The sequence below is a fragment of the Pseudomonas sp. PDM19 genome (assembly GCF_014852215.1).
GTDB lineage: Bacteria > Pseudomonadota > Gammaproteobacteria > Pseudomonadales > Pseudomonadaceae > Pseudomonas.
Map to the genome: position 1 here is coordinate 566,772 of NZ_JACVBG010000005.1, position 21,799 is coordinate 588,570.

Consider the following 21,799-nt stretch of genomic DNA (forward strand, 5'->3'; position numbering starts at 1 on the left):
TCAGGCCGGGTAATGCCGGCCGAGGAAGTCCCCCAGCAGCGCGTTCACCCGCTCCGGCTGCTGGCTCTGGATCCAGTGGCCGCAGTTCTCCAGCACATGCTGTTCGAGGTTGGGCACGTGCTCGGGCATGCGCTGCACGGTGTAGGCCTCAAAACGGCCGACCGGGTCACGGTCACCGATCAGGAACAGCGTCGGCTGCTCGATCTTGCGCCCGGCCAGCGGCTCGGTGCGTTGCCAGCTGCGCTCGAAGTTGCGGTACCAGTTCAGCGCGCCGTGGAAACCCCGGCCCTCGAAGGTCCGCACGTACCACTGGAAGTCCTCTTCGCTGCACCAGGCCGGGTGCGCTGGCGGCGGTAGCAGGCCGTCGAACAGGCGGCCGTCGGGGGACTGATCCGGCGCCAGACGCACGTTGTCACCCAGGAAGTGGCGCAGGCTCAGCGCGATGTCCGCATCCAGCTCGGCCTCGGCACGGCCGGGCTGCTGGAAGTAGAGGATGTAGAAGAACTTGCCGGCAAAGACCTCGCGCATGATCTCCACGGGCGGGCGCTTCGCGCGGCCGGCGAAGGGCACCGAGAGCGTCGCCAGCACCGCCACGCGCTGCGGCTCCAGCAGCGCCAGGTGCCACGCCACCGGCGCGCCCCAGTCATGCCCGACCATCGCCACGCGCTCGTGCCCCAGCGCATCCATGGCGCCCTGGATGTCCGCGCAGAGCGTCAGCACGTCGTAGGCGTCCACCTCAGGCGGCGCGCTGGTCTGGCCGTAGCCGCGCATTTCCGGGACGAACACGCGGTAGCCGGAAGCGGCGAGGGCGCGCATCTGGTGCTGCCAGGAATGCCAGCACTCGGGAAAGCCGTGCAGCATCCACACTGGCTTGCCGTCCGCCGGCCCGCAGCTGTAGAGGCTGAGCTGGATGCCGTTGACCGCCAGCAACTGGTGTTCGAACTCGTTCATGGCGCGCTCTCCCGCAGATGATGAGCTTCACTATGCCAAGCCCGGCGTGCCAGCCGAACCCTATTCACCAGGCGAATGAAGGGGTCTTTCCAGCCGAAAAAACGGCCACCCGGCGAAGCGGCGCTGGAAACGGCGGATAATACCCGGCGCCACTTCCGACCCCACGGCAGAAAGGATTCCCATGAGACGCCAGCCCACCGCCCAGCTCTGCCCGGAACTCGACGCCATCCTGCGGGCCGAACTGCGCGCCGGCAACCAGCTCGGCGAAGGTCCCGTACGCACCGACTGGCCGCAGCCCGGCTCGATCTACGCAGCCCTGCGCGACAGCCTGAGAACGCGCGCGCCGGGCCAATCCGGCCCCGTCCGCCACTCGATCTGCCGCGACCCGCACTACGGCTGGAACGATGAATGCTACTGCGAGGTGCACGGCGACCTGCTGGTCGCGGGAAGCACGCAGCGGCCCTGATTTTGCCTGCCGGGAAGCAACCGGGTGCTCAGCGGCCCCGCCGAAAAGGACTTGCAATCCGACAATAAAAAACAGCATCGTATTCTGCACAGCGAAACATCATTCCGTTAAAACAACGATAAAACGGAGTTCAGCATGTCAGAAGCGGTACAGCTCGAACGCCTGGGCGAGATAGCCCTGGTGACGGTCGACAACCCACCGGTGAACGCCCTCGGACACGCCGTCCGCGCCGGGCTGCTCGCCGCCTTCCAGCAGGCCGAGGCCGATCCGCAGGTACGCGCGGTGGTGCTGGTCTGCGCCGGGCGCACCTTCATGGCCGGCGCCGATATCCGTGAGTTCGGCAAGCCGCCGCAGGCGCCGTCCCTGCCCGAGGTGGTCGATATCCTTGAAGGCGCCAGCAAGCCCAGCGTTGCCGTGATCCACGGCACCGCCCTGGGCGGCGGCCTGGAAGTCGCCCTGGCCTGCCACTACCGCATCGCCCGCCGCGACGCCCAGGTCGGCCTGCCGGAAGTGAAGCTCGGCCTGCTGCCCGGCGCCGGAGGCACCCAGCGCCTGCCGCGTCTCGCGGGTGTGGAAAAAGCCCTCGAGATGATCGTCTCCGGCGCGCCGATCCGCGCGCCGCAGGCCCTCGAATTCAACGTCGTCGACGAACTGTTCGACGGCGAACTGATCGACGCCGGACTCGCCTTCGCCCAGCGCCTGCTGGCGGACGGCAAAGGGCCGCGCCGCACCGGCGAGCGCAACGAGCGCGTGCAGGAAAGCGGCCTCGCCGAGCTGATCGCCCACAAGCGCGGCGAAGTGCAGAAGCGCCTGCCCGGCCAGTTCTCACCGCAGCGCTGCATCGACGCGGTGGAAGCGGCGACGCAATTGCCGCTGCGCGAAGGCCTGGGGCGCGAGCGCGAGCTGTTCATGCAATGCATGGAATCCCCGCAGCGCGCCGCGCTGATCCACGCCTTCTTCGCCGAGCGCGAAGCCGCCAAGGTCGACGGGCTGGCCGCCGACGTGCAGCCACGGGACATCCGGCGCGCCGCGGTCATCGGTGGCGGCACCATGGGTGTCGGCATCGTGCTGTGCTTTGCCAACGCCGGCATCCCGGTGCAACTGCTGGAAGTGAATGACGAAGCCCTGCAACGCGGCCTCGACCGCGCCCGCAGCCTGTACGCCGCCAGTGTGGCGCGCGGCAGCCTGGGCGCTGAAGAGATGGAGCGGCGCCTGGGCCTGATCAGCGGCGTGCTCGACTACGCCGCGCTGGGCGATGCCGACGTGGTGGTCGAAGCCGTCTTCGAAAGCCTGGAGGTGAAGCGCCAGGTCTTCGAACAACTGGACGCCCACTGCAAGCCCGGCGCGATCCTCGCCAGCAACACCTCGTCGCTGGACCTAGACGAGATCGCCGCCTTCACGAAGCGTCCGCAGGACGTGGTCGGCCTGCACTTCTTCAGCCCGGCCAACGTCATGCGCCTGCTCGAAGTGGTGCGCGGCAAGGCCACCTCGGACGCCGTGCTGGCCACCGCCATGCAGCTGGGCAAGCGCCTGAAGAAGGTCTCGGTGGTGGTCGGCGTGTGCGACGGTTTCGTCGGCAACCGCATGATCTTCCAGTACGGCCGCCAGGCCGAGTTCCTCCTGGAGGAGGGCGCCACACCTGCGCAGGTGGACCGCGCACTGCGCAGCTTCGGCATGGCCATGGGGCCGCTGGCGGTACGCGACCTGTCCGGGCTCGACATCAGCCACGCGATCCGCTCGCGCCAGCGGCCGAACCTCAGGCCCGGCCAGACACTGCCCACGGTGCTCGACCACCTGATCGCCGCTGGCATGCTTGGGCAGAAGACCGGCACCGGCTTCTACCAGTACGGCGAGAGCGGCCGCGCCGCTCAGGACAACCCGGCACTGCCGGCCATGCTGGAGCAGGCCGCCGCCGACCGCGGCATCACCCGCGCGCCGGTCGCTGATGAAGAAATAGTCGAGCGCTGCCTCTACGCGCTGATCAACGAGGCCGCCAACATCCTCGACGAAGGCATCGCCCAGCGCGCCAGCGACGTCGATGTGATCTTCCTCAACGGCTACGGCTTCCCCGCCTGGCGCGGCGGCCCGCTGTTCTACGCCGACAGCGTCGGCCTTGCGCAAGTGCTCGAACGAATCCGCGAGTTCCACCAGCGCCTCGGCGCCTGGTGGCAGCCCGCACCGCTGCTCGAACGCCTGGTGGCCGAAGGCCGCCGCTTCGCCGATCTTTGAGGACCCACCATGGACATCCATTTCACCCCTGACGAACTAGCGTTCCGCGATGAAGTCCGCCGCTTCCTCGACAGCCAGCTGCCCAAGGACATCGCCAGCAAGGTGCGCCTGGGCAAACACCTGAACAAGGGCGACCACCAGCGCTGGCAGCGCGTGCTCGCCGAGCAGGGCTGGTACGCCACGCACTGGCCGGAAGCCTTCGGCGGCACCGGCTGGAACGCCGTGCAGAAGCACATCTTCGAAGAGGAATGCGCCGCCTTCGGCGCGCCGCGCACCATCCCCTTCGGCGTCAACATGGTCGCCCCGGTGATCATCAGGTTCGGCACGCCCGAGCAGCAGGCGCACTACCTGCCGCGCATCCTCGACGGCACCGACTGGTGGTGCCAGGGCTACTCCGAGCCGGGCGCCGGCTCCGACCTCGCTTCGCTGAAGACCCGCGCCGTGCGTGACGGCGACCATTACGTGGTGAACGGCCAGAAGACCTGGACCACCCTCGGCCAGCACGCCGACTGGATCTTCTGCCTGGTGCGCACCGACCCCGAGGCGCAGCAACAGCGCGGCATCAGCTTCCTGCTGATCGACATGCAGACCCCCGGCATCACCGTGCGCCCGATCATCACCCTGGACGGCGAGCACGAGGTCAACGAGGTGTTCTTCGACAACGTGCGCGTGCCGGTGGAGAACCTGGTGGGCCGCGAGAATGAAGGCTGGACCTGCGCCAAGTACCTGCTGACCTACGAGCGCACCGGGCTGGCCGGCATCGGCGCGTCGAAGGCGGTGCTCGCGCACCTGAAGCAGGTCGCCAGCCGCGAGCTGTGCGACGGCAAGCCGATGCTCGAAGACCCGCTGTTCCGCGCCCAGGTGGCGGAGGTGGAGATGCAGCTGATGGCCATCGAGATGAGCACCCTGCGCATCCTCGCCGCCGCCCGCGAAGGCGGCGTGCCGGGCGCGGAAAGCTCGATCCTGAAAGTGAAGGGCACCGAGATCCGCCAGGCAATCAGCCACCTGCTGCGCAAGGTGCTCGGCCCCTACGCGCTGCCCTTCATCGAGGACGAATTCGAACTGGGCAGCCAGGCGCTGCATGCGGATTACTCGGCCGCGCCGGCCAGCCAGTATTTCAACCTGCGCAAGCTGTCGATCTTCGGCGGCTCCAACGAAATCCAGAAGAACATCGTCTCCAAGATGATTCTCGAGCTGTGAGGCCAGGACCATGGACTTCAAACTGAGCGAAGAGCAGCAGATGCTGCAGGACACCGCGGCCCGCCTGGTCCGCGACGCTTACCCGTTCGACAAGCGCGAAGGCTTCAGCAAAAGCGCGCTGGGTTACAGCGCCGAATTCTGGCGCCAGCTCGGCGAGCTGGGGCTGACCTCGGTGTCGCTGCCGGAAAGCCATGGCGGCTTTGGCGGCGGCGTAGAGAGCATGCTGGTGCTCACCGAGCTGGGCCGTGGTCTGTGCCTGGAGCCTTACCTGCAATCGGTAGTGCACGGCGGTGGGCTGATCGCCCAGCTGGGCAGCGCCGCGCAGCAGGACCACTGGCTGCCGCGCGTCGCCAGCGGCGAAGCGCAGCTGGCGGTCGCGCTGGAAGAACCGCAGAGCCACTACCAGCTGCACGACGTGCAGACCCGTGCGGAGCAAACCGGTAACGGCTGGAAGCTGAGCGGACGCAAGGCGGTGGTGATCGGCGGGCAGAGCGCCACAGCGATCCTGGTCTCGGCGCGGGTGTCCGGTAATGCGCGGGACGAGGCGGGCATCGGCCTGTTCCTGATCGATCCGCAGCAGGCGGGCGTAAGCCGCCGCGACTACCCGACAGTGGACGGCCAGCGCGCCTGCGAGCTGTTCCTCGACGGCGCCATCGGCGAGGCCATTGGCACGCCGGGCGAGGCGCTACCAGCGCTGCGTTATCAACAGGGCCGCGCCATCGCCGCGCAGTGCGCCGAAGCCCTCGGCAGCCTGCAGGAAGCCTGCGCGCTGACCCTGGACTACCTGAAGACGCGCAAGCAGTTCGGCACCCCCATCGGCAAGTTCCAGGTGCTGCAGCACCGCATGGTGGACATGCGCAGCGAACTGGAACAGGCCACCAGCATGGCGATCCTCGCCGCTTGCGTCGCCGACCAGCCCGACAGCGCCGAGCGCAGCCGCACCCTGGCCGCCGCCAAGTTCATCGTTACCCGCGCGGCGCGCTTCGTGGCCGAGCAGGCGATCCAGCTGCACGGCGGCATCGGCATGACCTGGGAATACGTGCTGGCGCACCACGCCAAGCGCCTGGTGATGCTCAGCCACCAGCTGGGGGACGACGATCATCACCTGAAGGTTTATGCGAGGCTCATGGAAGTCGCGTGAGAGAAACCTCGAAGTGAACCGCCATTGCTCTTGAAGTCTTCCAGAGCGATATCCGAGCACTCCGGACCGCCCCTTTCAGGAGGACTCGTTGAATTGGAGTTTCAGGGGTTGAGCGACATGGATGTCGCGAGAGCCACGATGGGCCAGGGATGGCCCTTCGTGGCGTGCCCCTGAAACTTCGATTCAACGAGGGTATTTTTCGCCTAGGCGAAAAACCGGATGGAGGGGCAAGACCTTTGCCTACTTTGGGTCTTTCCAAAGTGGGTCGCCCGAGGGGGCGAAACAAAATGCTCGCGCGCACGCCGAAGCGACGCGGGAAACAAGGCGTGAAGCTGACACATCGCGGACGGAGTCCGCTCCTACGTGAGCGCATGACGCCGTCGTTCAGATAGAGCACCGAGTCAGCCGCGATGGATATCGCGGAGAAGCTCCGCTCCTACAAAAGCTTGCGGACGATCAGGCCCCGAGGCTCTCGATATCCCGCGCCAGAATCTCCAGCTCATGCGCCAACGACCCGCGCAGCGTTTCCTCGCTGAGCTGGAACGACGGCGCCCCGCAGGTCAGCGCCATCAGCCCGCCGTCGGCCAGGCGCAGCGGTACGCCGGCAGCGCGCACGTTGCGGTCCCAGTCGCCCAGGGACAGGCAGAAACCATGCTGGCGGAACTCCTCGAAGGACGCTTCCAGCGAGGCACGCATGACTGACCAATCGCCTTCGTGGCGCTCCTGCAGGGCTGACAGCAGGTGCTCACGCTCCTGCTCCGGGGTCGCGGCGAGGTACGCGCGGCCGGCAGCGGTGGTCGCCAGTGGCAGGCGCACGCCGGCGTCCATGCGCAGGGAAGTGGCTTCCGGAGGACGGCAGTTTTCCACGTAGATCATCGACAGCCAGTCGCGGCAGGTCAGGCCGACCGTGGTGTTGGTGCGACGGGCGAAGGCGTCCATGTACGGCTTCGCCAGCTGGCGTACGCGCAGGTTGGAGACGTAGGCGTAACCCAGCGCCAGCACGCCGGAATCCAGCTGGTATTTCTCGTGCTGCTGCGAGTAGCAGAGGTAGCCGAGTTGGGTGAGGGTGTAGGTCATACGCGACACCGTCGCCTTGGGCAGGCCGGTGATCCGCGAGATTTCCTGGTTGCCGAGCACCACCGAGCCATGGGTGAAGGCGCGCAGCACATCCAGTCCGCGGGCGAGGGCCTCGACGTACTTGCGGTCCTTGGGGTTGCTGCTGTCTTCGACTTCGTCGCTCATGGGGCCTCGGCGGGGGATTGCAGTTGCGGCGCCACGCGCGGCGCGGGCGAACGATAGCAGATCGCCCAGTCGCCTCGCAGCGGTCCGCGTGTGCTCGTTGCGCCGGGCTAGCCTATCGCATACCATCAATTTCGACACGATGTTTCGCTGTGCAGAACAACAATTCGAATCCAGAGCCACTACAGGCTCGAAAAAGAAACGGAGAAGTCGATGTCTGCTCAACCCTCCGGTCACGTGGCCCGCGAGCTCGCCCGTCACGCCTACCAGAATCTTCACGACCTGCTGCGCGATGCCTGCCGACAATTCCCCCAGCGCCTGGCGTTCTCCTGCGGCGACAGCCACCTGAGCTTCGCCGAGCTGGAGCGCCAGGCCGACGCCTTCGCCCGCTACCTGCGCCACCACGCCGGCCTGCAAGCCGGCGACCGCCTGGCGCTGATGCTGCCCAACTCCCTGCAGTACCCCATTGCCACCTTCGGCGCGCTGAAGGCAGGCGTGGTGCTGGTGAACACCAACCCGCAATACACCGCCAGCGAGCTGCGCCATCAACTGGCCGACTCCGGCGCCAGCGCCGTGCTACTGCTCGACCGCCTGCTGCCGCTGCTGCGCGGCGTGCAGGCTCACAGCGACATCCGCCAGGTGCTGCTGACCTCCATCGACGACATCGAGCGCCCACAGTTCGACAGCGACGAGGCCGACTGCACGCGCTTCCAGCAGGCCCTGCGCCTGGGTGCCGAGGCACCGCCGATGGAGGCCGAGCCGGGCCTGGATCGCCTCGCGCTGCTGCAGTACACCGGCGGCACCACGGGCGTCTCCAAGGGCGCGATGCTCAGCCACCGCTGCCTGATCGCCAACGTCATCCAGACCCTGGAACTGTTCCTGCGCCCCGGCCTGCTGGAGCCGGCCACCGACGTGCGCATCGCGCCGCTGCCGCTCTACCACATCATGGCCTTCGCCACGAACTGCCTGTCCTCGGTGGGCATGGGCCTGCACACGGTGTTCATCCGCGACGGCCGCAACCTCGACGAGATCATCGGCGCGATGCGCCGCTATCCCTTCACCCTGATGAGCGGGATCAACACCCTGTTCGTCGGCCTGATGAACCACCCGGACTTCCCCAGCATCGACTTCAGCCACCTGAAGTGGGTGACCTCCGGCGGCGCGCCGCTGAACCGCGAAGTCGGCCGGCGCTGGGAAGCGCTGACCGGCGCGCCGGTGCGCGAAGGTTTCGGGCTCACCGAGGCCTCGCCGGTGGTCTCCACCGGCACGCTGCTGAGCCCGTACCGCGAGGGCTACGTCGGCCAGGCGCTGGTGGATACCGAGCTGCGCACCGTGGACGAGGAGGGCAACGACACCGGCCCCGACCAGCCCGGCGAACTCTGGCTGCGCGGCCCACAGGTCATGCAGGGCTACTGGCAACGCCCGGAGGAGAGCGCCCAGGTGCTCACCTCCGACGGCTGGCTGAAGACCGGCGACATCGCCGAGCTGGACGCCGACGGCATGCTGAAGATCGTCGACCGCAAGAAGGACATGATCCTGGTCTCGGGCTTCAATGTGTTCCCCAACGAGGTGGAAGACGCGGTGATGCGCCACCCCGGCGTGCGCGAGTGCGTAGCCATCGGCGTGCCGGACGAACGCAAGGGCGAATCGGTGAAGCTGTTCGTCAGCCTCAAGGACGAGACGCTGGCGCCGGCGCAGATCATCGCCCACTGCCGCGAGCACCTCACCGGCTACAAGGTGCCGAGCTTCGTCGAGGTGCTCGACGAGCTGCCCAAGACAAGTGTCGGCAAGCTGCTGCGCCGACAACTGCGTGACCTGGAACTGGCCAAAAGGACCACCGCGTGAGCACAGCGTCTATGGTTGAAGCAGGTGCGCACGACGAGACCCGCAGCATGACCGAGTCCTTCCACCGTATTGGCGTGATCGGCGCCGGGGCCATGGGCCGCGGCATCGCCCAGCTGTTCGCCAGCGCAGGCAGGACGGTACGCCTGTACGACAGCAACCCGCAGACCGTGGAGCAGGCCCTGGCCTTCAACCGCGAGCTGCTGGAGCGCGCGGTGGCCAAGGGCAAGCTCGCCGCGGACGGCCTCGACGCGACGATGCAGCGTTTGCTGCCGACCCACAGCCTGGACGAGCTGGCCGACTGCGACCTGCTGATCGAGGCCATCATCGAGGACCTCGGCGCCAAGCAGGCGCTGCTCGCCGAGCTGGAAAAACGCGTGGCGCCGGATGCCGTGCTGGCAAGCAACACCTCGTCGCTCTCGGTCACCCGCATCGCCGCACGCTGCCAGCACCCGGAGCGGGTCGCCGGCTTCCACTTCTTCAACCCGGTGACGCTGATGCGCATCGTCGAGGTGGTGCGCGGCCAACGCACCAGCGAGTCGGTGGTGCGCCGCCTGAGCCGGCTGGCGGAGCAGGCCGGGCACTACCCGGCGGTGTCGCCGGACAGCCCCGGCTTCATCGTCAATCACGCCGGCCGCGCCTTCAGCACCGAAGCCCTGCGCATCCTCGGCGAAGGCATCGCCAGCCCGGCACAGATCGACCGCATCCTGCGCGACGGCGTGGGCTTTCGCATGGGGCCCTTCGAGCTGCTCGACCTGACCGGCCTGGACGTGTCCCACGCGGTGATGGAGTCGCTCTACCAGCAGTTCTACCAGGACCCGCGCTACACGCCGTCGCCGCTGGCCGCGCAGCGCGTCGCCGGCGGCTTGCTGGGGCGCAAGAGCGGCGAGGGCTTCTACCGCTACCGCGACGGCCAGGCCGTGCGCGAGCCCGAGGAACAGCACGAAACCGTGTTGCTCAATCGCCCGTACTGGCTCGACAGCCAGGACCCGGAGCTGCGCCACCGCGTGGCGGCGATCCTTACCTTGGGCGGCGTGGTGCTGGAGACCGGCGAAGCACCGTCGTCCCGCGCCATCTGCCTGGTCACCCCGCTGGGTGTGGATGCCAGCACGCGCATCGACGCCCTCGGCCTGCCGCCGGAGCGCAGCCTGGCGCTGGAGACCTTCACCGAACTGGACCGCCGCCGCGTGCTGATGCGCCAGCCGGCGCTCGACCCCAAGCTCGAAGCCCAGGCGCGCCAGGCGCTGGGCAGCGACGGCGTGCCGGTGGAAGTGATCAATGATTCGCCCGGCTTCATCAGCCAGCGGGTGGTCGCCGGCATCGTCAACCTCGGCGGCGAGATCGCCCAGCGCGGTATCGCCACACCGGTGACGCTGGACCGCGCGGTGCAACTGGCGCTGGGTTATCCCCTGGGGCCACTGGCCTTCGGCGAGCACTACGGCGCGGCGCGCATCCTCACCATTCTTCAGGGCCTGCAGGTCTGCTACGGCGAGGCGCGCTACCGGCCCAGCCCGTGGCTGCGCCGCCGCGTGCAGCTGGATTTGCCGCTGCACAGCCCGGACAGGGCGGAGTGACGTTCCTCAACCTGCCGGAGCGCGCCATGCGCGCGATCGCGGGCATGGGCTAGACGCCTCCGCCCGTCCTACGCGGAGGCGCCGGCGCTGGGCGATTCGCGAGCAAGCTCGCTCCTACGAAAAGCTGCATCACGCTGGCCTGTAGGAGCGAGCTGGACGCCTGGTTACTGCTCGCGAACGAGCCCCGGCGAAGGACTCACCGGAAGCTGACGAACTCCCCGGCCTTCAACTTCTCCAGCGCCGCCTTGCGCTCTGCCGGCGGCAACACCCCGAGCTTTTCCACCCGTGCATAGAACGCCGGCCAGTTGCCGCCGACCTGGGCGAACAGCGCGGCGAAGGCCGGCACCCACTGGTCGTAGAGGCCGAAGGGCAACAGCTTGGCGTTGTTCAGCGCAGCGTTGACCCAGGCGTCGAAGGGCGCCTTGCCGCCCCAGTCCTCATCGCGCATCCGCGCGTAGTCGCGGCGCAGGCGCTCGAACTCGGCCTGCTTGCCGGCGCGTTTCTCGGCGTCGCTGCTTGGGCTGGCGTAAAGCGCCTGCAGGCGCTCGCGGGTATCGAGCACCAGCTCGGTAAAGCGCTTGCGTTGCTCGGCCAGCAACGGCGCTTCATCCGGCAGATGGCGCGCCTCACGCCAGCGGCGACCGCCCTCGGCCTCGACGAAGGAGGCGTAGGACTCGTTGAACGCCGTATCGCCGGGCAGGTAGAACTTCTGGTGCGCCAGCTCGTGGAAGATCGTCTCGGCCAGGCGCTGGTCGCCCCAGCGCAACATGCTGCTGAGGATCGGGTCGTCGAACCAGCCGAGGGTCGAATAGGCCTCCACGCCACCGACATAGACGTCCAGCCCCTGTTCCTTGAGGCGTTTGGCCTCGGCCTGCGCCCCCTGGTCGCCGTAGTAGCCGCGGTAGGCCACGCAGCCGGCGATGGGGAAGCAGTGGGTCAGCGGCTGCAGCGACAGCTCCGGCGTGGCGAACACGTTCCACACCACGTTGGGCCGGTGGATATCGGCATACAGGCGGTAGCTCTGGTTGTCCGGCAGGCCCAGTTCGGCGCTGGCGAAGGCGCGGGCTTCCTGGGACAGCTCGAGACGCTGGCGCAAGGCGGGGTCGCGGGTCGGGTCGGCGACCACTTCGGCCACAGGCTCGCGGGCGGCGAGCAGGCGCAACTGGCCGTCCGCCAGCTGGCCGTAATACCCGACGGTGGAACAACCGCTCAGCGCCCAGATGGCCAGGCAGGGAACCCAGCGGCACAGGCGGCTGTCGAGTGTCGGGATAAGAAGGCGGAAGGGCATGCGCGGAACATAGCACAGGGCCTGGTCCGCTCGCTGCCGCCCCCTCGACCCAGGAGCCACTCCCGATGCGCGCCCTCCTCATACCTGCCGGCCTGCTCGCCCTGAGCGGCTGTTCGATGCTGATGCCCCAGCCCGACCCGAACCGCGCCTGGGTCGACCTGGACACCAATAGCCAGAGCGACCTGGCGGCCATGGAAGTGGACAACAAGGAATGGTCCAGCACCCGCTACTTCGAGGTCGACCCAGGCTCCCACGAGTTGCGCGTGCGCTTCCAGTTCCAGGTCGAACCGGTGGACATCGGCCCGGTGGACGAGGCGTTGTGGCGCGACTGTGAAATGACAGTGCAGTACAAGGAATTCAGCGCTGGCCAGCGCTATCGCCTGGAGACCGGCAGCATCGGCTTCCGCCCCTGGGCCAAGCTTTACGACGCCCAGGGCGGCGAAATCGCCCGCGGCCGCGAACGGGGCTGCGCCAAGGCCTGAGCGGGGTATGCTGTGGGGTGAATCCATCCCACGGTGAGCCTCCATGCGCCCGCGTCATCTCCCCGGTCTCCTACCCCTGGGCATCGTCCTGCTCGCCGGCTGCGCCAGCCCGCTGCCGGCCCACGACCCGCAGATGGCCTGGATCGACCTCTACACCACGCCAGGCAAGACGCTGATGGCCGAGCGCCTGGATGGCCAGTCGGTGAACGACGGCCGCTTCTACCAGGTGACGCCGGGACGCCACGAGCTGGTGGTGCGCTTCCAGTACGAAGTCTCCAGCGGCGGCGGCATGGGCCAGATGACCGACCCTTCGGAGCTGACCTGCCGGGTCAAGGTGACCTACGACGACTTCGCCGCCGGCCAGCGCTATCGACTGGAGCTGCGCCCGCAATTGCGCAGCGCACTGGCGCTGCTGACGGACGCCGACGGCAAGCTGGTGGCGAAGACGGATTTCCAGGGCGCGGTGCGCTGCGGGCCGTTCTAGATCAAAGGCATTCGCCGCCGCTCTGCTCGGGCTCTCCCTGTAGGACGGGCGGGGGCGCCTAGCCCATGCCCGCGATCGCGCGCATGGCGCGCTCCTGCAATCGAGCACCCGCGCGCAGGACTCAGCCGTCGTTCTTCTGGTAGATGATCCGCCGCTGTCCGTTGTCGCAGGTGCCGACCACCATGTTCGGGTCCTTCACCTCGGACTTGTCCACGATCTCCAGGGTGTAGGAGGTCACCCCGGCGGCCTGGATCTTGGTCTCGATCTCGGCCTTGAGCTCCTCGCAGGGCTTCACCGCCGCCCAGCTCGCGCCGCTCGCCAGCAGTACCGCCACGCCCGTCGCCACGGCCCACTTCATCGTCGTCATCACAGTCCCTCGTCATAGCCCCACGGCGGGGCACCCTATCCTAACGGTGGACCGCAACCGCCGGACAGAGTGCCCCGCAGGCTCATTCGAGGCTGGCGTCGAGGGTGATGCGTGCGTTCAGCACCCGCGAGACCGGGCAGCCGGCCTTGGCCTTGTCGGCGATGGCCTGGAAGGTCTGCGCGTCGGTGCCCGGCACCTTCGCCTTCAGCGTCAGGTGCACAGCGGTGATGGTGAAGCCGTCGGCGAGCTTTTCCAGGCTGACCTCGGCCTTCGTATCGATACTCTCGGCCGTCAGGCCGGCCTCGCCGAGCATCATCGCCAGCGCCATGGAAAAGCAGCCGGCGTGAGCTGCACCGATCAGTTCTTCCGGGTTGGTCCCCGGCGCGTCCTCGAAGCGGGTATTGAAGCCATAAGGCTGGGACTTGAGCGCACCGCTCTCGGTGGAGATCGTGCCCTTGCCGTCCTTCAGACCGCCCTGCCAGTGGGCCGATGCCGATTTCTTCATGTCGCGTCCTCCGCGTGGGTTGCAGTCAGGACTTTCGAGGCCCGTCCGCGCCAGCGGGTTCAGCTTTTTGCAGACCATGAAAAAGGCCGGGCCCCTCGCGGAGCCCGGCCTCGTTTCACATCCAGGCGCTTACTTGGAGTAGACGATTTCCTTGGTGCCGCCTTCGCAGGTGCCGACGACTTGCTTGCCGCCCGCGCTGCCCTTGTCGACGACCTCCAGGCTGTACGAAGCAACGCCCTTGGCCTTGAGCTTCGCATCGATTTCCGACTTCAGCTCTTCGCACGGCTTGCCGGCGGCAAAGACGTTGCCAGCCAGGGCGAAGACCCCCACAGCGATCAGGAACTTCTTCATCGGTAACGCTCCCTCGTCGTTCACAGAAAAGGCCCGAACGGGCCGGAAAACCGGGCTACCCCGGTACGCACGACCACGCGCCTCGCCAACATGGCAGCAGCACGTGACAGAAGAGCCGCGTGACAAACGGCCCTCGACAAACAGGATCGAGCCGCGGGCGATCTAGCTGTTGGCGATGCGGAAACCGACCTTGATGGTCACCTGGTAGTGCCCCACCGCGCCGTTCTCGATGTGTCCGCGGGTGTCCACCACCTCGAACCACTCCAGGAAGTCGATGCTCTTGGCCGCTTCGGCCAGCGCGTTGTTGATCGCATCCTCGATGCTGGTGCGCGAGGAGCCGACCAGCTCGATCTTCTTGTAGGTGTGGTGATTGGACATTGCCTCTCTCCTGGGTCTGGCGGCGCACAGGCAGAATGCCAGCGCGCCCAATGGACAGTAGTAGAGGGGTGGACCGACGGCAAACGGGGCGGTTCAGACTTTACGCCCGGCCGTTCAGCTCCGTCTGCAGCCAGCGCGCCAGGCGTTCGGCGCGCGGGTCTGCACGGCGCTCGGGGACCCACAGTGCCAGCCGCGCCGTGGTTTCAACGAAGCCCCAGGGTGCGGCGAGGCGGCCGGCGGCGAGGTCGTCGGCCACCAGCTGCTGCGGCGCGATGGCCACGCCAAGGCCAGCCACGGCGGCTTCGAGCAGGTAGTAGAGGTGCTCGAAACCCTGGCCGAGCTTCAGCCGCGTCGGCTCCAGGCCATGGCGCGCGGCCCACTCCGGCCAGGCCTGCGGGCGCGAGACGGTGTGCAGCAGCGACTCACCCAGCAGCGCCCCGGCGGGTGCCGCGCGCAGTTGCTCGAAGCGCGGGGAGCGCGGGCTGAGCACCGGGCCGATGCTTTCCACCGCCAGCTCCAGCACGCGCATGTCCGTCGGCCAGGGCGGCGTGGCGAAGCACAGAGTGGCGTCGAGGCCGCCACGGCGCGGGTCGAGATCGCCGTCACTGGCGGAAAGTTGCAGCCGCAGGTCCGGCAGATCACGGTTCAGACGGTCCAGTCGCGGGATGAACCAGCGCGCCAGCAGGCTGCCGGGGCAGCCGAGGACGAAGGGCGCATCGCCGCCGGCCTGGCGGCGCAGTTCGGCGCTGACGCTGCGCAGGCGCTCGAAGGAATCGCTGGCCACCTCGCTCAGGCGAACACCGGCATCGGTGAGTTTTACGCCGCGACCTTCCTTGATGAAAAGGGTCACGCCCAGCTCGTCTTCGAGGAGACGAATCTGCCGACTGATCGCCCCGTGGGTGACGCTCAGCTCGTCAGCCGCTGCGCTCATGCCGCGCAGACGGGCGGCAGCCTCGAAGGCGCGCAGGGCGTTGAGCGGTGGAAGGTCTCGGCTCATGGCGCACTATCCGTGAGTTTTCCTGACAGGTTGCAGCGATCTTATCGCTTTTCCCCGTCATCACACAGCCGTATCCTGAGCAGCACTTGCAGGAGCATCAGCCAACTCGCTGCGCGGTCGACCCGCCAGGGCGGATAACGCTGGCGCGTTAAGCGCCCTACGAAAATTCACGCGGCAGTGCCCAGTGCCTTGCCGCCAAGAGACCCAAGGAGCCTTCCCATGTCCACACTGCGCACCGGTCCAGACGCCAAGGGCCTGTTCGGCCACTTTGGCGGCCAGTACGTCGCCGAGACCCTGATGCCGCTGATCCACGACCTGGCCCGCGAGTACGAGAAGGCCAAGGAAGATCCGGAGTTCCAGAAAGAGCTCGCCTACTTCCAGAGCGACTACGTCGGCCGTCCGAGCCCGCTGTACTTCGCCGAGCGCCTGACCGAGCACTGCGGCGGCGCGAAGATCTACTTGAAGCGCGAAGAGCTGAACCACACCGGCGCGCACAAGATCAACAACTGCATCGGCCAGATCCTGCTGGCCAAGCGCATGGGCAAGAAACGCATCATCGCCGAGACGGGCGCCGGCATGCACGGCGTGGCGACCGCCACCGTGGCCGCGCGCTTTGGCATGGAATGCGTGATCTTCATGGGCACCACCGACATCGATCGCCAGCAGGCCAACGTGTTCCGCATGAAGCTGCTGGGCGCCGAGGTGATCCCGGTCACCGCCGGCACCGGCACCCTGAAGGACGCGATGAACGAAGCGCTGCGCGACTGGGTCACCAACGTGCACAACACCTTCTACCTGATCGGCACCGTGGCCGGCCCGCACCCGTACCCGGCGATGGTCCGCGATTTCCAGGCGGTAATCGGCAAGGAAACCCGTGAGCAGCTGGCCGCGAAGGAAGGCCGCCTGCCCGATTCGCTGGTCGCCTGCATCGGCGGCGGCTCCAACGCCATGGGCCTGTTCCACCCGTTCCTCGATGATGCCAGCGTGCAGATCATCGGCGTCGAAGCCGCCGGCCACGGCATCGAGACCGGCAAGCATGCGGCCAGCCTGAACGGCGGCGTGCCAGGCGTGCTGCACGGCAACCGCACCTTCCTGCTGCAGGACGAGGATGGCCAGATCATCGACGCGCACTCCATTTCCGCCGGCCTGGACTACCCCGGCATCGGCCCGGAACACGCCTGGTTGCATGACATTGGCCGCGTCGAGTACACCTCGATCACCGACCACGAGGCGCTGGAAGCCTTCCACCAGTGCTGCCGCCTGGAAGGCATCATTCCCGCGCTGGAGTCCTCCCACGCGCTGGCCGAGGTCTTCAAGCGCGCGCCGAACCTGCCCAAGGACCACATCATGGTGGTGAACCTGTCCGGTCGTGGCGACAAGGACATGCAGACCGTCATGCACCACATGCAACAGGAGCCGCAAGCATGAGCCGCCTGCAGACCCGCTTCGCCGAACTCAAAGAGCAGAACCGCGCCGCCCTGGTGACCTTCATCACCGCTGGCGATCCGGGCTACTCGACCTCGCTGGACATCCTCAAGGGCCTGCCCGAAGCCGGCGCCGACGTGATCGAGCTGGGCATGCCGTTCACCGACCCGATGGCTGACGGCCCGGCGATCCAGCTGGCCAACATCCGCGCCCTGGGCAACGGCCAGAACCTGGTCAAGACGCTGAAGATGGTCCGCGAATTCCGCCAGGGCAACAGCACCACGCCGCTGGTGCTGATGGGCTACTTCAACCCGATCCACTACTACGGCGTGGACAAGTTCATCGCCGATGCGAAAGAGGCCGGCGTCGACGGCCTGATCGTGGTGGACCTGCCGCCGGAGCACAACGAAGACCTCTGCGACCCGGCCCAGGCCGCCGGCCTGGACTTCATCCGCCTGACCACGCCGACCACCGACGACCAGCGCCTGCCGACCGTGCTCAACGGCAGCTCGGGCTTCGTCTACTACGTCTCGGTGGCCGGCGTGACCGGCGCTGGCGCGGCGACCCTGGACCACGTCGAGGAAGCTGTGGCGCGCCTGCGTCGCCACACCGACCTGCCGGTCTCCATCGGCTTCGGCATCCGCACCCCGGAACACGCGGCGAGCATCGCCCGCCTGGCCGATGGCGTGGTGGTGGGCTCGGCGCTGATCGACAAGATCGCCGAAGCCACCAGCTCCGCCGACGCGGTGCAGAGCGTGCTCGGCCTGTGCCGTCAGTTGGCCGAAGGCGTGCGCAACGCCCGCTGAGGGTTGCCATCAGGCTTTACGTAGGATGGCGTGGAGCGCAGCGATACCCATCGATTCCGTGCGAACACAGCATGGGTATCGCTGCGCTCCACCCATCCTACGAACTGCGTCACCTGGAATATCCGCTCCTGCAGGGAGCACAAAAAAGCCCGGCGAATGCCGGGCTTTTTTTCGTTTCGGGCGAAGCTTATTCCACGCCTTCTTCCTGCGGCTCTTCTTCCGCGCCAGCAGCGCCGCCGCCCAGGCCCAGGCCTTGCGCGGAGCCCATGGCGAAGGCCATGAATTCGGGCACACTCATGTCCTTGCCGTTGAACTTCACCTGGTCGTTGGCGTAGGCCAGCGAGCTGGACAGCGCGTTGCCGTCGAGCACCGCCCACTGCGAGTTCAGGGCCATGCCGCTGAACAGGTCGGTCATGGCATCGGACTGCTGCTTGAGCGCCACCGGATCGACGCTGCCGGCCGCCTCGCCACCCAGCGAACCCTGCAGGGCGACGATGTCGCCGATCACCGCCTTGTCCACTTTCAGGTCGGCCTTGAGCGCGGCCAGGATGCTGCGGGCCATCTCGTCAGGCGTGGCAGCCGCGGCGTCGGGCTTGCGCAGGTCGACCGACAGCGAAGCCTTGGCCACGCCATGGCTGGTCTGCAGCGACAGCTCGTCCAGCGACAGCACCGGCGAGCCTTCCAGCAGGGCCAGGCCGAGGCGCTTGAGCTCCTCTTCCTGCTGCGGGGTCAGCTCGGTGCTTTCCAGGCTGTCCAGCGCCATCTTGTTGTAGGACTCCTTGAAGGTCTTGAGCACGCCTTCGTCGAGGTTGCGCAGGCTCAGGTCGAGCTTCACGCCGCCGATTTCCTGACCCTGCACCACGACCTTGCCGATGCGGTAGGAAACGCTCTGGTCCAGGCCCTTGCCGCCCTGCTTGAGGACTTCCTCGACCACGGCTTCGCGCAGTTCGACTTCCGGCGCGCCCGGCGACTTGATGTTCAGGCTCTTGATGGTGGCGGAGCTGGGGCCCAGGGCGAAGCCATTGGCGTTTTCCTTCTTGTCGCCCTGCAGGCCCAGGTCACGCAGCTGCACGCGCGCCGGCTGGCCGGTGTTCTCGTCGGTGAAATCCAGGTCGACCTCGGCGAGGTTGCCCACGGCGCTCACGTCCTTCTTGTCGCCGGACACACTGAAGGCCAGCTTGATCGGCGACAGGCGCAGCTTGTCGCTGTCCTTGGCGAATTCCAGGGGCGCGGTTTCGACGTTGCCTTCCTGCTTCTGGTCGTAGTGGATGGTCAGGTCGCCAGACAGCGGCGCCTTGCCGCCGGCGGCGGTGAACAACGGGGCGGTGAGTTCGTTCTGCTCGAGGGCGAAGTGACTCTGCGCCATGACCGGCGCCAGCTTGCCGGCCGCCAGGCGCGAGGCCGGGAAGGGGCCGTGTTCCAGGTGGTCGGTGAAGACCAGGGTCTGCGGCTGCTCGCCTTCCTTGCCGGCGAAGGTCAGGTTGTAGCGCGCGGTGCTGGAGAACAGGCCGCGCTGGATGTCCACCAGGGTCAGGTAAGCGCCCAGGCCGGGGGCTTCCTGCTTGAACAGTTCGTTGGCTTCGGTGATGCCGCGGTTCACTTCCTGCTCGACGCGGCTGCCGGTGTACCAGGCGCCGGCAACGGCGGCGCCGACGATGGCAACGGGAATGGCGATGGCCAGGGCGGTCTTTTTCATGCTGAGTCCTTTCAGGTGCGGCCGTACGGGGGACATCCTGTCGACCGTTTATGGGAGTGGGCGGCGGGATGCTAGCAGGCGCACTGCCATCACTCCAGCTTGTCAGCTGGAACCTTTTCACAGCGCCAGCATTGACCGACGGGGCACGGCTGTCAGGATAGAACGCTCCGACTCACCGGAAAGAACTGCCCATGGCCCTGTTGCAAAGCCTCCATCACGTCGCCCTGATCTGCTCGGACTACCCCCGTTCCAAGCACTTCTACACCCAGGTGCTGGGCCTGAAGGTGGTGGCCGAGACCTACCGCACCGCCCGCGACTCCTGGAAGCTGGACCTGGAACTGGGCGACGCGCGGCTGGAGCTGTTTTCCTTCCCCGGCGCACCGACGCGACCGTCCTACCCGGAGGCGCAGGGGCTGCGCCACCTGGCGTTCGCCGTGGACGACCTGGAAAGCGCCGTGGCCCACCTGCAGAGCCACGGCATAGCCTGCGAGCCGATCCGCGACGACGAGCTGACCGGCAAGCGCTTCACCTTCTTCGCCGACCCGGATGACCTGCCGCTGGAGCTTTACGAGCGCTGATGCCTGGCTTCAGGTGCCTGGGCATGCCCTCACCCTAACCCTCTCCCAGAGGGAGAGGGGACTGTCCCGAGCGCTCTGAAAACTCGGTGCTCGCCGACTGACTCCGCCGTATCGCTGCACGCCAAACGGCCCCCTCTCCCTGAGGGAGAGGGCTGGGGTGAGGGGGAAAACCAGCGCACCGATGCAGAACGGGACACGCACTCAGGCCGGTACCGCCTCGCTGCCCAGGGCCCCGCGCAGGCTCGCCAGATCGCGCAGCGGCGGCGCGCCGAACAGGCGGCTGTATTCGCGGCTGAACTGCGACGGACTTTCATAGCCGACACGGTGCCCGGCCACCGCCACCTCCAGTCCTTCCGACAGCATCAGCCGCCGCGCTTCCTGCAGGCGCAGCTGCTTCTGGTACTGCAGCGGGCTGAGCGCGGTCACTTCCTTGAAGCGGTGGTGCAGGGTGGACACGCTGAGGTTCACCTCGCGAGCCAGGTCCTCGATGCGCAGCGACTTGTCATAGTTGCGGTTGAGCCACTCGATGGCGCGGGTGACGCGGTGGGTCTGGCTGTCGGTCATCGCCAGGTCGTGCAGCAGGTGGCCCTGCGGGCCGCGCAGCAGGCGGTAGAGGATTTCGCGGACGAACAGCGGGGCCAACATCTCGATGTCGCGCGGGGTGTCCAGCAGACGCATCAGGCGCAGCAAGGCATCGAGCACGGTGCAATCCAGGCGCTGCAGGTAGATACCTCGGCTGGCCGGGCGCGGCGCGGTGCCGGCAAGGCCGGCCTCGGCGATCAGCCGGGTCAGCTCGCCGGGGTCGATGTCCAGGCGGATGGACAGGTAGGGCCTGTCCGGCGAGGCCTCGATGACCTGGCCGGAGACCGGCAGCGTCACCGACACCACCAGCAGGTTGAGTTCGTCGTAGCGATAGACCTCGCTGCCCAGGCGCACTTCCTTGCAGCCCTGGGCGATCACGCACAGAGCCGGGCGGTAGAGCGTCGGCATACGGCCTTCGTTGGGGCAGTCGCCGCGCGCGACCAGCAGCGAATCGATGGCGGTTTCGAAGAGACCTTCACCCTGGCAGTGGCGCTGGATGATGTCGGCCAGCTCCTGACGGCCGGCGGCGATGGGATCAAAGGCGGGAACGGACTGGGACATGCACAGGACCTCCAGTGGCGGCGCACGAAGCTTACGCCCACGACGCATGCGCGCGTGTGACAGTAAGGCAGCCGCTGGAGGATCAGGCAAGCAATCGGCAGGAATGGACAAGCGATCCCGGCATCGGGTCGCGCACCGTGGCGGTGCAAGGGCCGGAAATGGCGCGGAAACACCCGGTTTCAGACTGCGGCGAATGTCCCGCAGGATCAGGCAAGAAGGTGACAGCATCCGGATAACGCCCGGTGCTGGCCGCGCCGTAAGCTTCCTGTCAGTCGTCCGAGGAGCCACCTCGGGCTTCTTCCTGGAACGCGGAGGACAGGACATGCACTGGCAAACCCCCATCGAACACGAATTGCAGATCCACCCCCGGCTCGGGCACGAGGCGGAACTGGGCGCATTGATCGACAACCTGGTCGACGGCGCCCGCCGCGCGCCGGGATGCCTGCGCTGCCAATTGGTAGCCGGCGAGAACGGCCAGCCGTGGCTGCTACAGGGCAGCTGGAAGGACGAGGAAGCGCTGCTGGACTACTTCGCCACGCCCTCGTTGCAGCTGCTCGGCGAAGTGCTTTTATGCCACTGCCGAAGCCTCAGCGGCGGCATAGTGGAAACCCTCGATCAGGCCACCGGAAAGGTGGCCTGAGTCTTTTCAGGTGGAGA

22 protein-coding genes are annotated in these 21,799 nt (G+C 67.4%); 12 read left to right on the forward strand and 10 right to left on the reverse strand.

The window, feature by feature from the left end; all coding sequences use genetic code 11:
* Entirely contained in the window at positions 1-951 is a 951-nt protein-coding gene (locus IB273_RS29085; protein WP_192225621.1) for an alpha/beta fold hydrolase, read from the reverse strand.
* Positions 952-1,132: 181 nt separating this feature from the next.
* Between IB273_RS29085 and IB273_RS29090 the strand changes: the two genes are divergently transcribed.
* The 4 genes from IB273_RS29090 to IB273_RS29105 all read left to right on the forward strand — a co-directional run bounded on the left by IB273_RS29090 (position 1,133) and on the right by IB273_RS29105 (position 5,987).
* Positions 1,133-1,417, forward strand: coding sequence for a hypothetical protein (locus IB273_RS29090; protein WP_151188881.1), 285 nt, complete (start codon positions 1,133-1,135; stop codon positions 1,415-1,417).
* Positions 1,418-1,552: 135 nt separating this feature from the next.
* Entirely contained in the window at positions 1,553-3,646 is a 2,094-nt protein-coding gene (locus tag IB273_RS29095) for a 3-hydroxyacyl-CoA dehydrogenase NAD-binding domain-containing protein (protein ID WP_192225622.1), read from the forward strand.
* A gap of 9 nt (positions 3,647-3,655) precedes the next feature.
* On the forward strand, positions 3,656-4,846 hold the full coding sequence (locus IB273_RS29100; protein WP_192225623.1) for an acyl-CoA dehydrogenase family protein: 1,191 nt from the start codon (positions 3,656-3,658) through the stop codon (positions 4,844-4,846).
* Between the two features lie 10 nt (positions 4,847-4,856).
* Complete coding sequence (locus IB273_RS29105) at positions 4,857-5,987, forward strand: acyl-CoA dehydrogenase family protein (protein WP_192225624.1); 1,131 nt, start codon at positions 4,857-4,859, stop codon at positions 5,985-5,987.
* 456 nt (positions 5,988-6,443) lie between these two features.
* On the opposite strand, the gene IB273_RS29110 is transcribed toward IB273_RS29105, so the two are convergent.
* A complete protein-coding gene (locus tag IB273_RS29110) occupies positions 6,444-7,229 on the reverse strand; it encodes an IclR family transcriptional regulator (protein WP_081518930.1) in 786 nt (261 codons plus the stop codon).
* 210 nt (positions 7,230-7,439) lie between these two features.
* On the opposite strand from IB273_RS29110, the gene IB273_RS29115 reads away from it, so the two are divergent.
* A complete protein-coding gene (locus tag IB273_RS29115; RefSeq protein ID WP_192225625.1) occupies positions 7,440-9,071 on the forward strand; it encodes an AMP-binding protein in 1,632 nt (543 codons plus the stop codon).
* A 47-nt stretch (positions 9,072-9,118) separates the two neighbouring features.
* Entirely contained in the window at positions 9,119-10,642 is a 1,524-nt protein-coding gene (locus tag IB273_RS29120; protein WP_081519184.1) for a 3-hydroxyacyl-CoA dehydrogenase, read from the forward strand.
* Between the two features lie 196 nt (positions 10,643-10,838).
* Here the strand turns inward: IB273_RS29120 and IB273_RS29125 are convergent, their stop codons facing one another.
* Entirely contained in the window at positions 10,839-11,930 is a 1,092-nt protein-coding gene (locus IB273_RS29125) for an aminopeptidase (protein ID WP_192225626.1), read from the reverse strand.
* A 65-nt stretch (positions 11,931-11,995) separates the two neighbouring features.
* On the opposite strand from IB273_RS29125, the gene IB273_RS29130 reads away from it, so the two are divergent.
* The gene (locus IB273_RS29130; protein WP_017517676.1) at positions 11,996-12,412 is read left to right on the forward strand and encodes a hypothetical protein; all 417 of its coding nucleotides are present in this window, start codon (positions 11,996-11,998) and stop codon (positions 12,410-12,412) included.
* 43 nt (positions 12,413-12,455) lie between these two features.
* The gene (locus IB273_RS29135; RefSeq protein WP_192225627.1) at positions 12,456-12,896 is read left to right on the forward strand and encodes a hypothetical protein; all 441 of its coding nucleotides are present in this window, start codon (positions 12,456-12,458) and stop codon (positions 12,894-12,896) included.
* A gap of 121 nt (positions 12,897-13,017) precedes the next feature.
* Here the strand turns inward: IB273_RS29135 and IB273_RS29140 are convergent, their stop codons facing one another.
* From IB273_RS29140 to IB273_RS29160, 5 genes are all read right to left on the reverse strand, one after another.
* Positions 13,018-13,254 (reverse strand): DUF1161 domain-containing protein, encoded by a 237-nt coding sequence (locus IB273_RS29140; RefSeq protein WP_151189763.1) that lies wholly within the window; start codon positions 13,252-13,254, stop codon positions 13,018-13,020.
* 91 nt (positions 13,255-13,345) lie between these two features.
* A complete protein-coding gene (locus tag IB273_RS29145; RefSeq protein ID WP_151188874.1) occupies positions 13,346-13,768 on the reverse strand; it encodes an OsmC family protein in 423 nt (140 codons plus the stop codon).
* Between the two features lie 129 nt (positions 13,769-13,897).
* Positions 13,898-14,119, reverse strand: coding sequence for a DUF1161 domain-containing protein (locus IB273_RS29150; protein ID WP_081518936.1), 222 nt, complete (start codon positions 14,117-14,119; stop codon positions 13,898-13,900).
* A gap of 162 nt (positions 14,120-14,281) precedes the next feature.
* The gene (locus tag IB273_RS29155; RefSeq protein WP_017518905.1) at positions 14,282-14,497 is read right to left on the reverse strand and encodes a dodecin; all 216 of its coding nucleotides are present in this window, start codon (positions 14,495-14,497) and stop codon (positions 14,282-14,284) included.
* A gap of 100 nt (positions 14,498-14,597) precedes the next feature.
* Positions 14,598-15,494 carry a LysR family transcriptional regulator gene (locus tag IB273_RS29160; RefSeq protein ID WP_081518937.1) on the reverse strand — a complete coding sequence of 299 codons (897 nt, stop codon included), beginning with the start codon at positions 15,492-15,494 and terminating at the stop codon, positions 14,598-14,600.
* A 219-nt stretch (positions 15,495-15,713) separates the two neighbouring features.
* Here IB273_RS29160 and trpB point away from each other — a divergent pair, with 219 nt between their 5' ends.
* Positions 15,714-16,922 (forward strand): tryptophan synthase subunit beta, encoded by a 1,209-nt coding sequence (gene trpB, locus IB273_RS29165; RefSeq protein WP_081518938.1) that lies wholly within the window; start codon positions 15,714-15,716, stop codon positions 16,920-16,922.
* The gene (trpA, locus tag IB273_RS29170; protein ID WP_151188872.1) at positions 16,919-17,725 is read left to right on the forward strand and encodes a tryptophan synthase subunit alpha; all 807 of its coding nucleotides are present in this window, start codon (positions 16,919-16,921) and stop codon (positions 17,723-17,725) included. Before trpB ends, trpA begins: the two co-directional genes overlap by 4 nt.
* 187 nt (positions 17,726-17,912) lie before the next feature.
* Here the strand turns inward: trpA and IB273_RS29175 are convergent, their stop codons facing one another.
* A complete protein-coding gene (locus tag IB273_RS29175; protein WP_151188871.1) occupies positions 17,913-19,421 on the reverse strand; it encodes a YdgA family protein in 1,509 nt (502 codons plus the stop codon).
* A gap of 191 nt (positions 19,422-19,612) precedes the next feature.
* Here IB273_RS29175 and IB273_RS29180 point away from each other — a divergent pair, with 191 nt between their 5' ends.
* Positions 19,613-19,999 carry a VOC family protein gene (locus IB273_RS29180; protein ID WP_081518941.1) on the forward strand — a complete coding sequence of 129 codons (387 nt, stop codon included), beginning with the start codon at positions 19,613-19,615 and terminating at the stop codon, positions 19,997-19,999.
* Between the two features lie 201 nt (positions 20,000-20,200).
* Here the strand turns inward: IB273_RS29180 and IB273_RS29185 are convergent, their stop codons facing one another.
* A complete protein-coding gene (locus IB273_RS29185) occupies positions 20,201-21,142 on the reverse strand; it encodes an AraC family transcriptional regulator (RefSeq protein WP_081518942.1) in 942 nt (313 codons plus the stop codon).
* A 322-nt stretch (positions 21,143-21,464) separates the two neighbouring features.
* Between IB273_RS29185 and IB273_RS29190 the strand changes: the two genes are divergently transcribed.
* Positions 21,465-21,782, forward strand: a complete 318-nt coding sequence (locus tag IB273_RS29190) for an antibiotic biosynthesis monooxygenase family protein (protein WP_081518943.1) — start codon at positions 21,465-21,467, stop codon at positions 21,780-21,782.
* Positions 21,783-21,799: the final 17 nt, after the last annotated feature.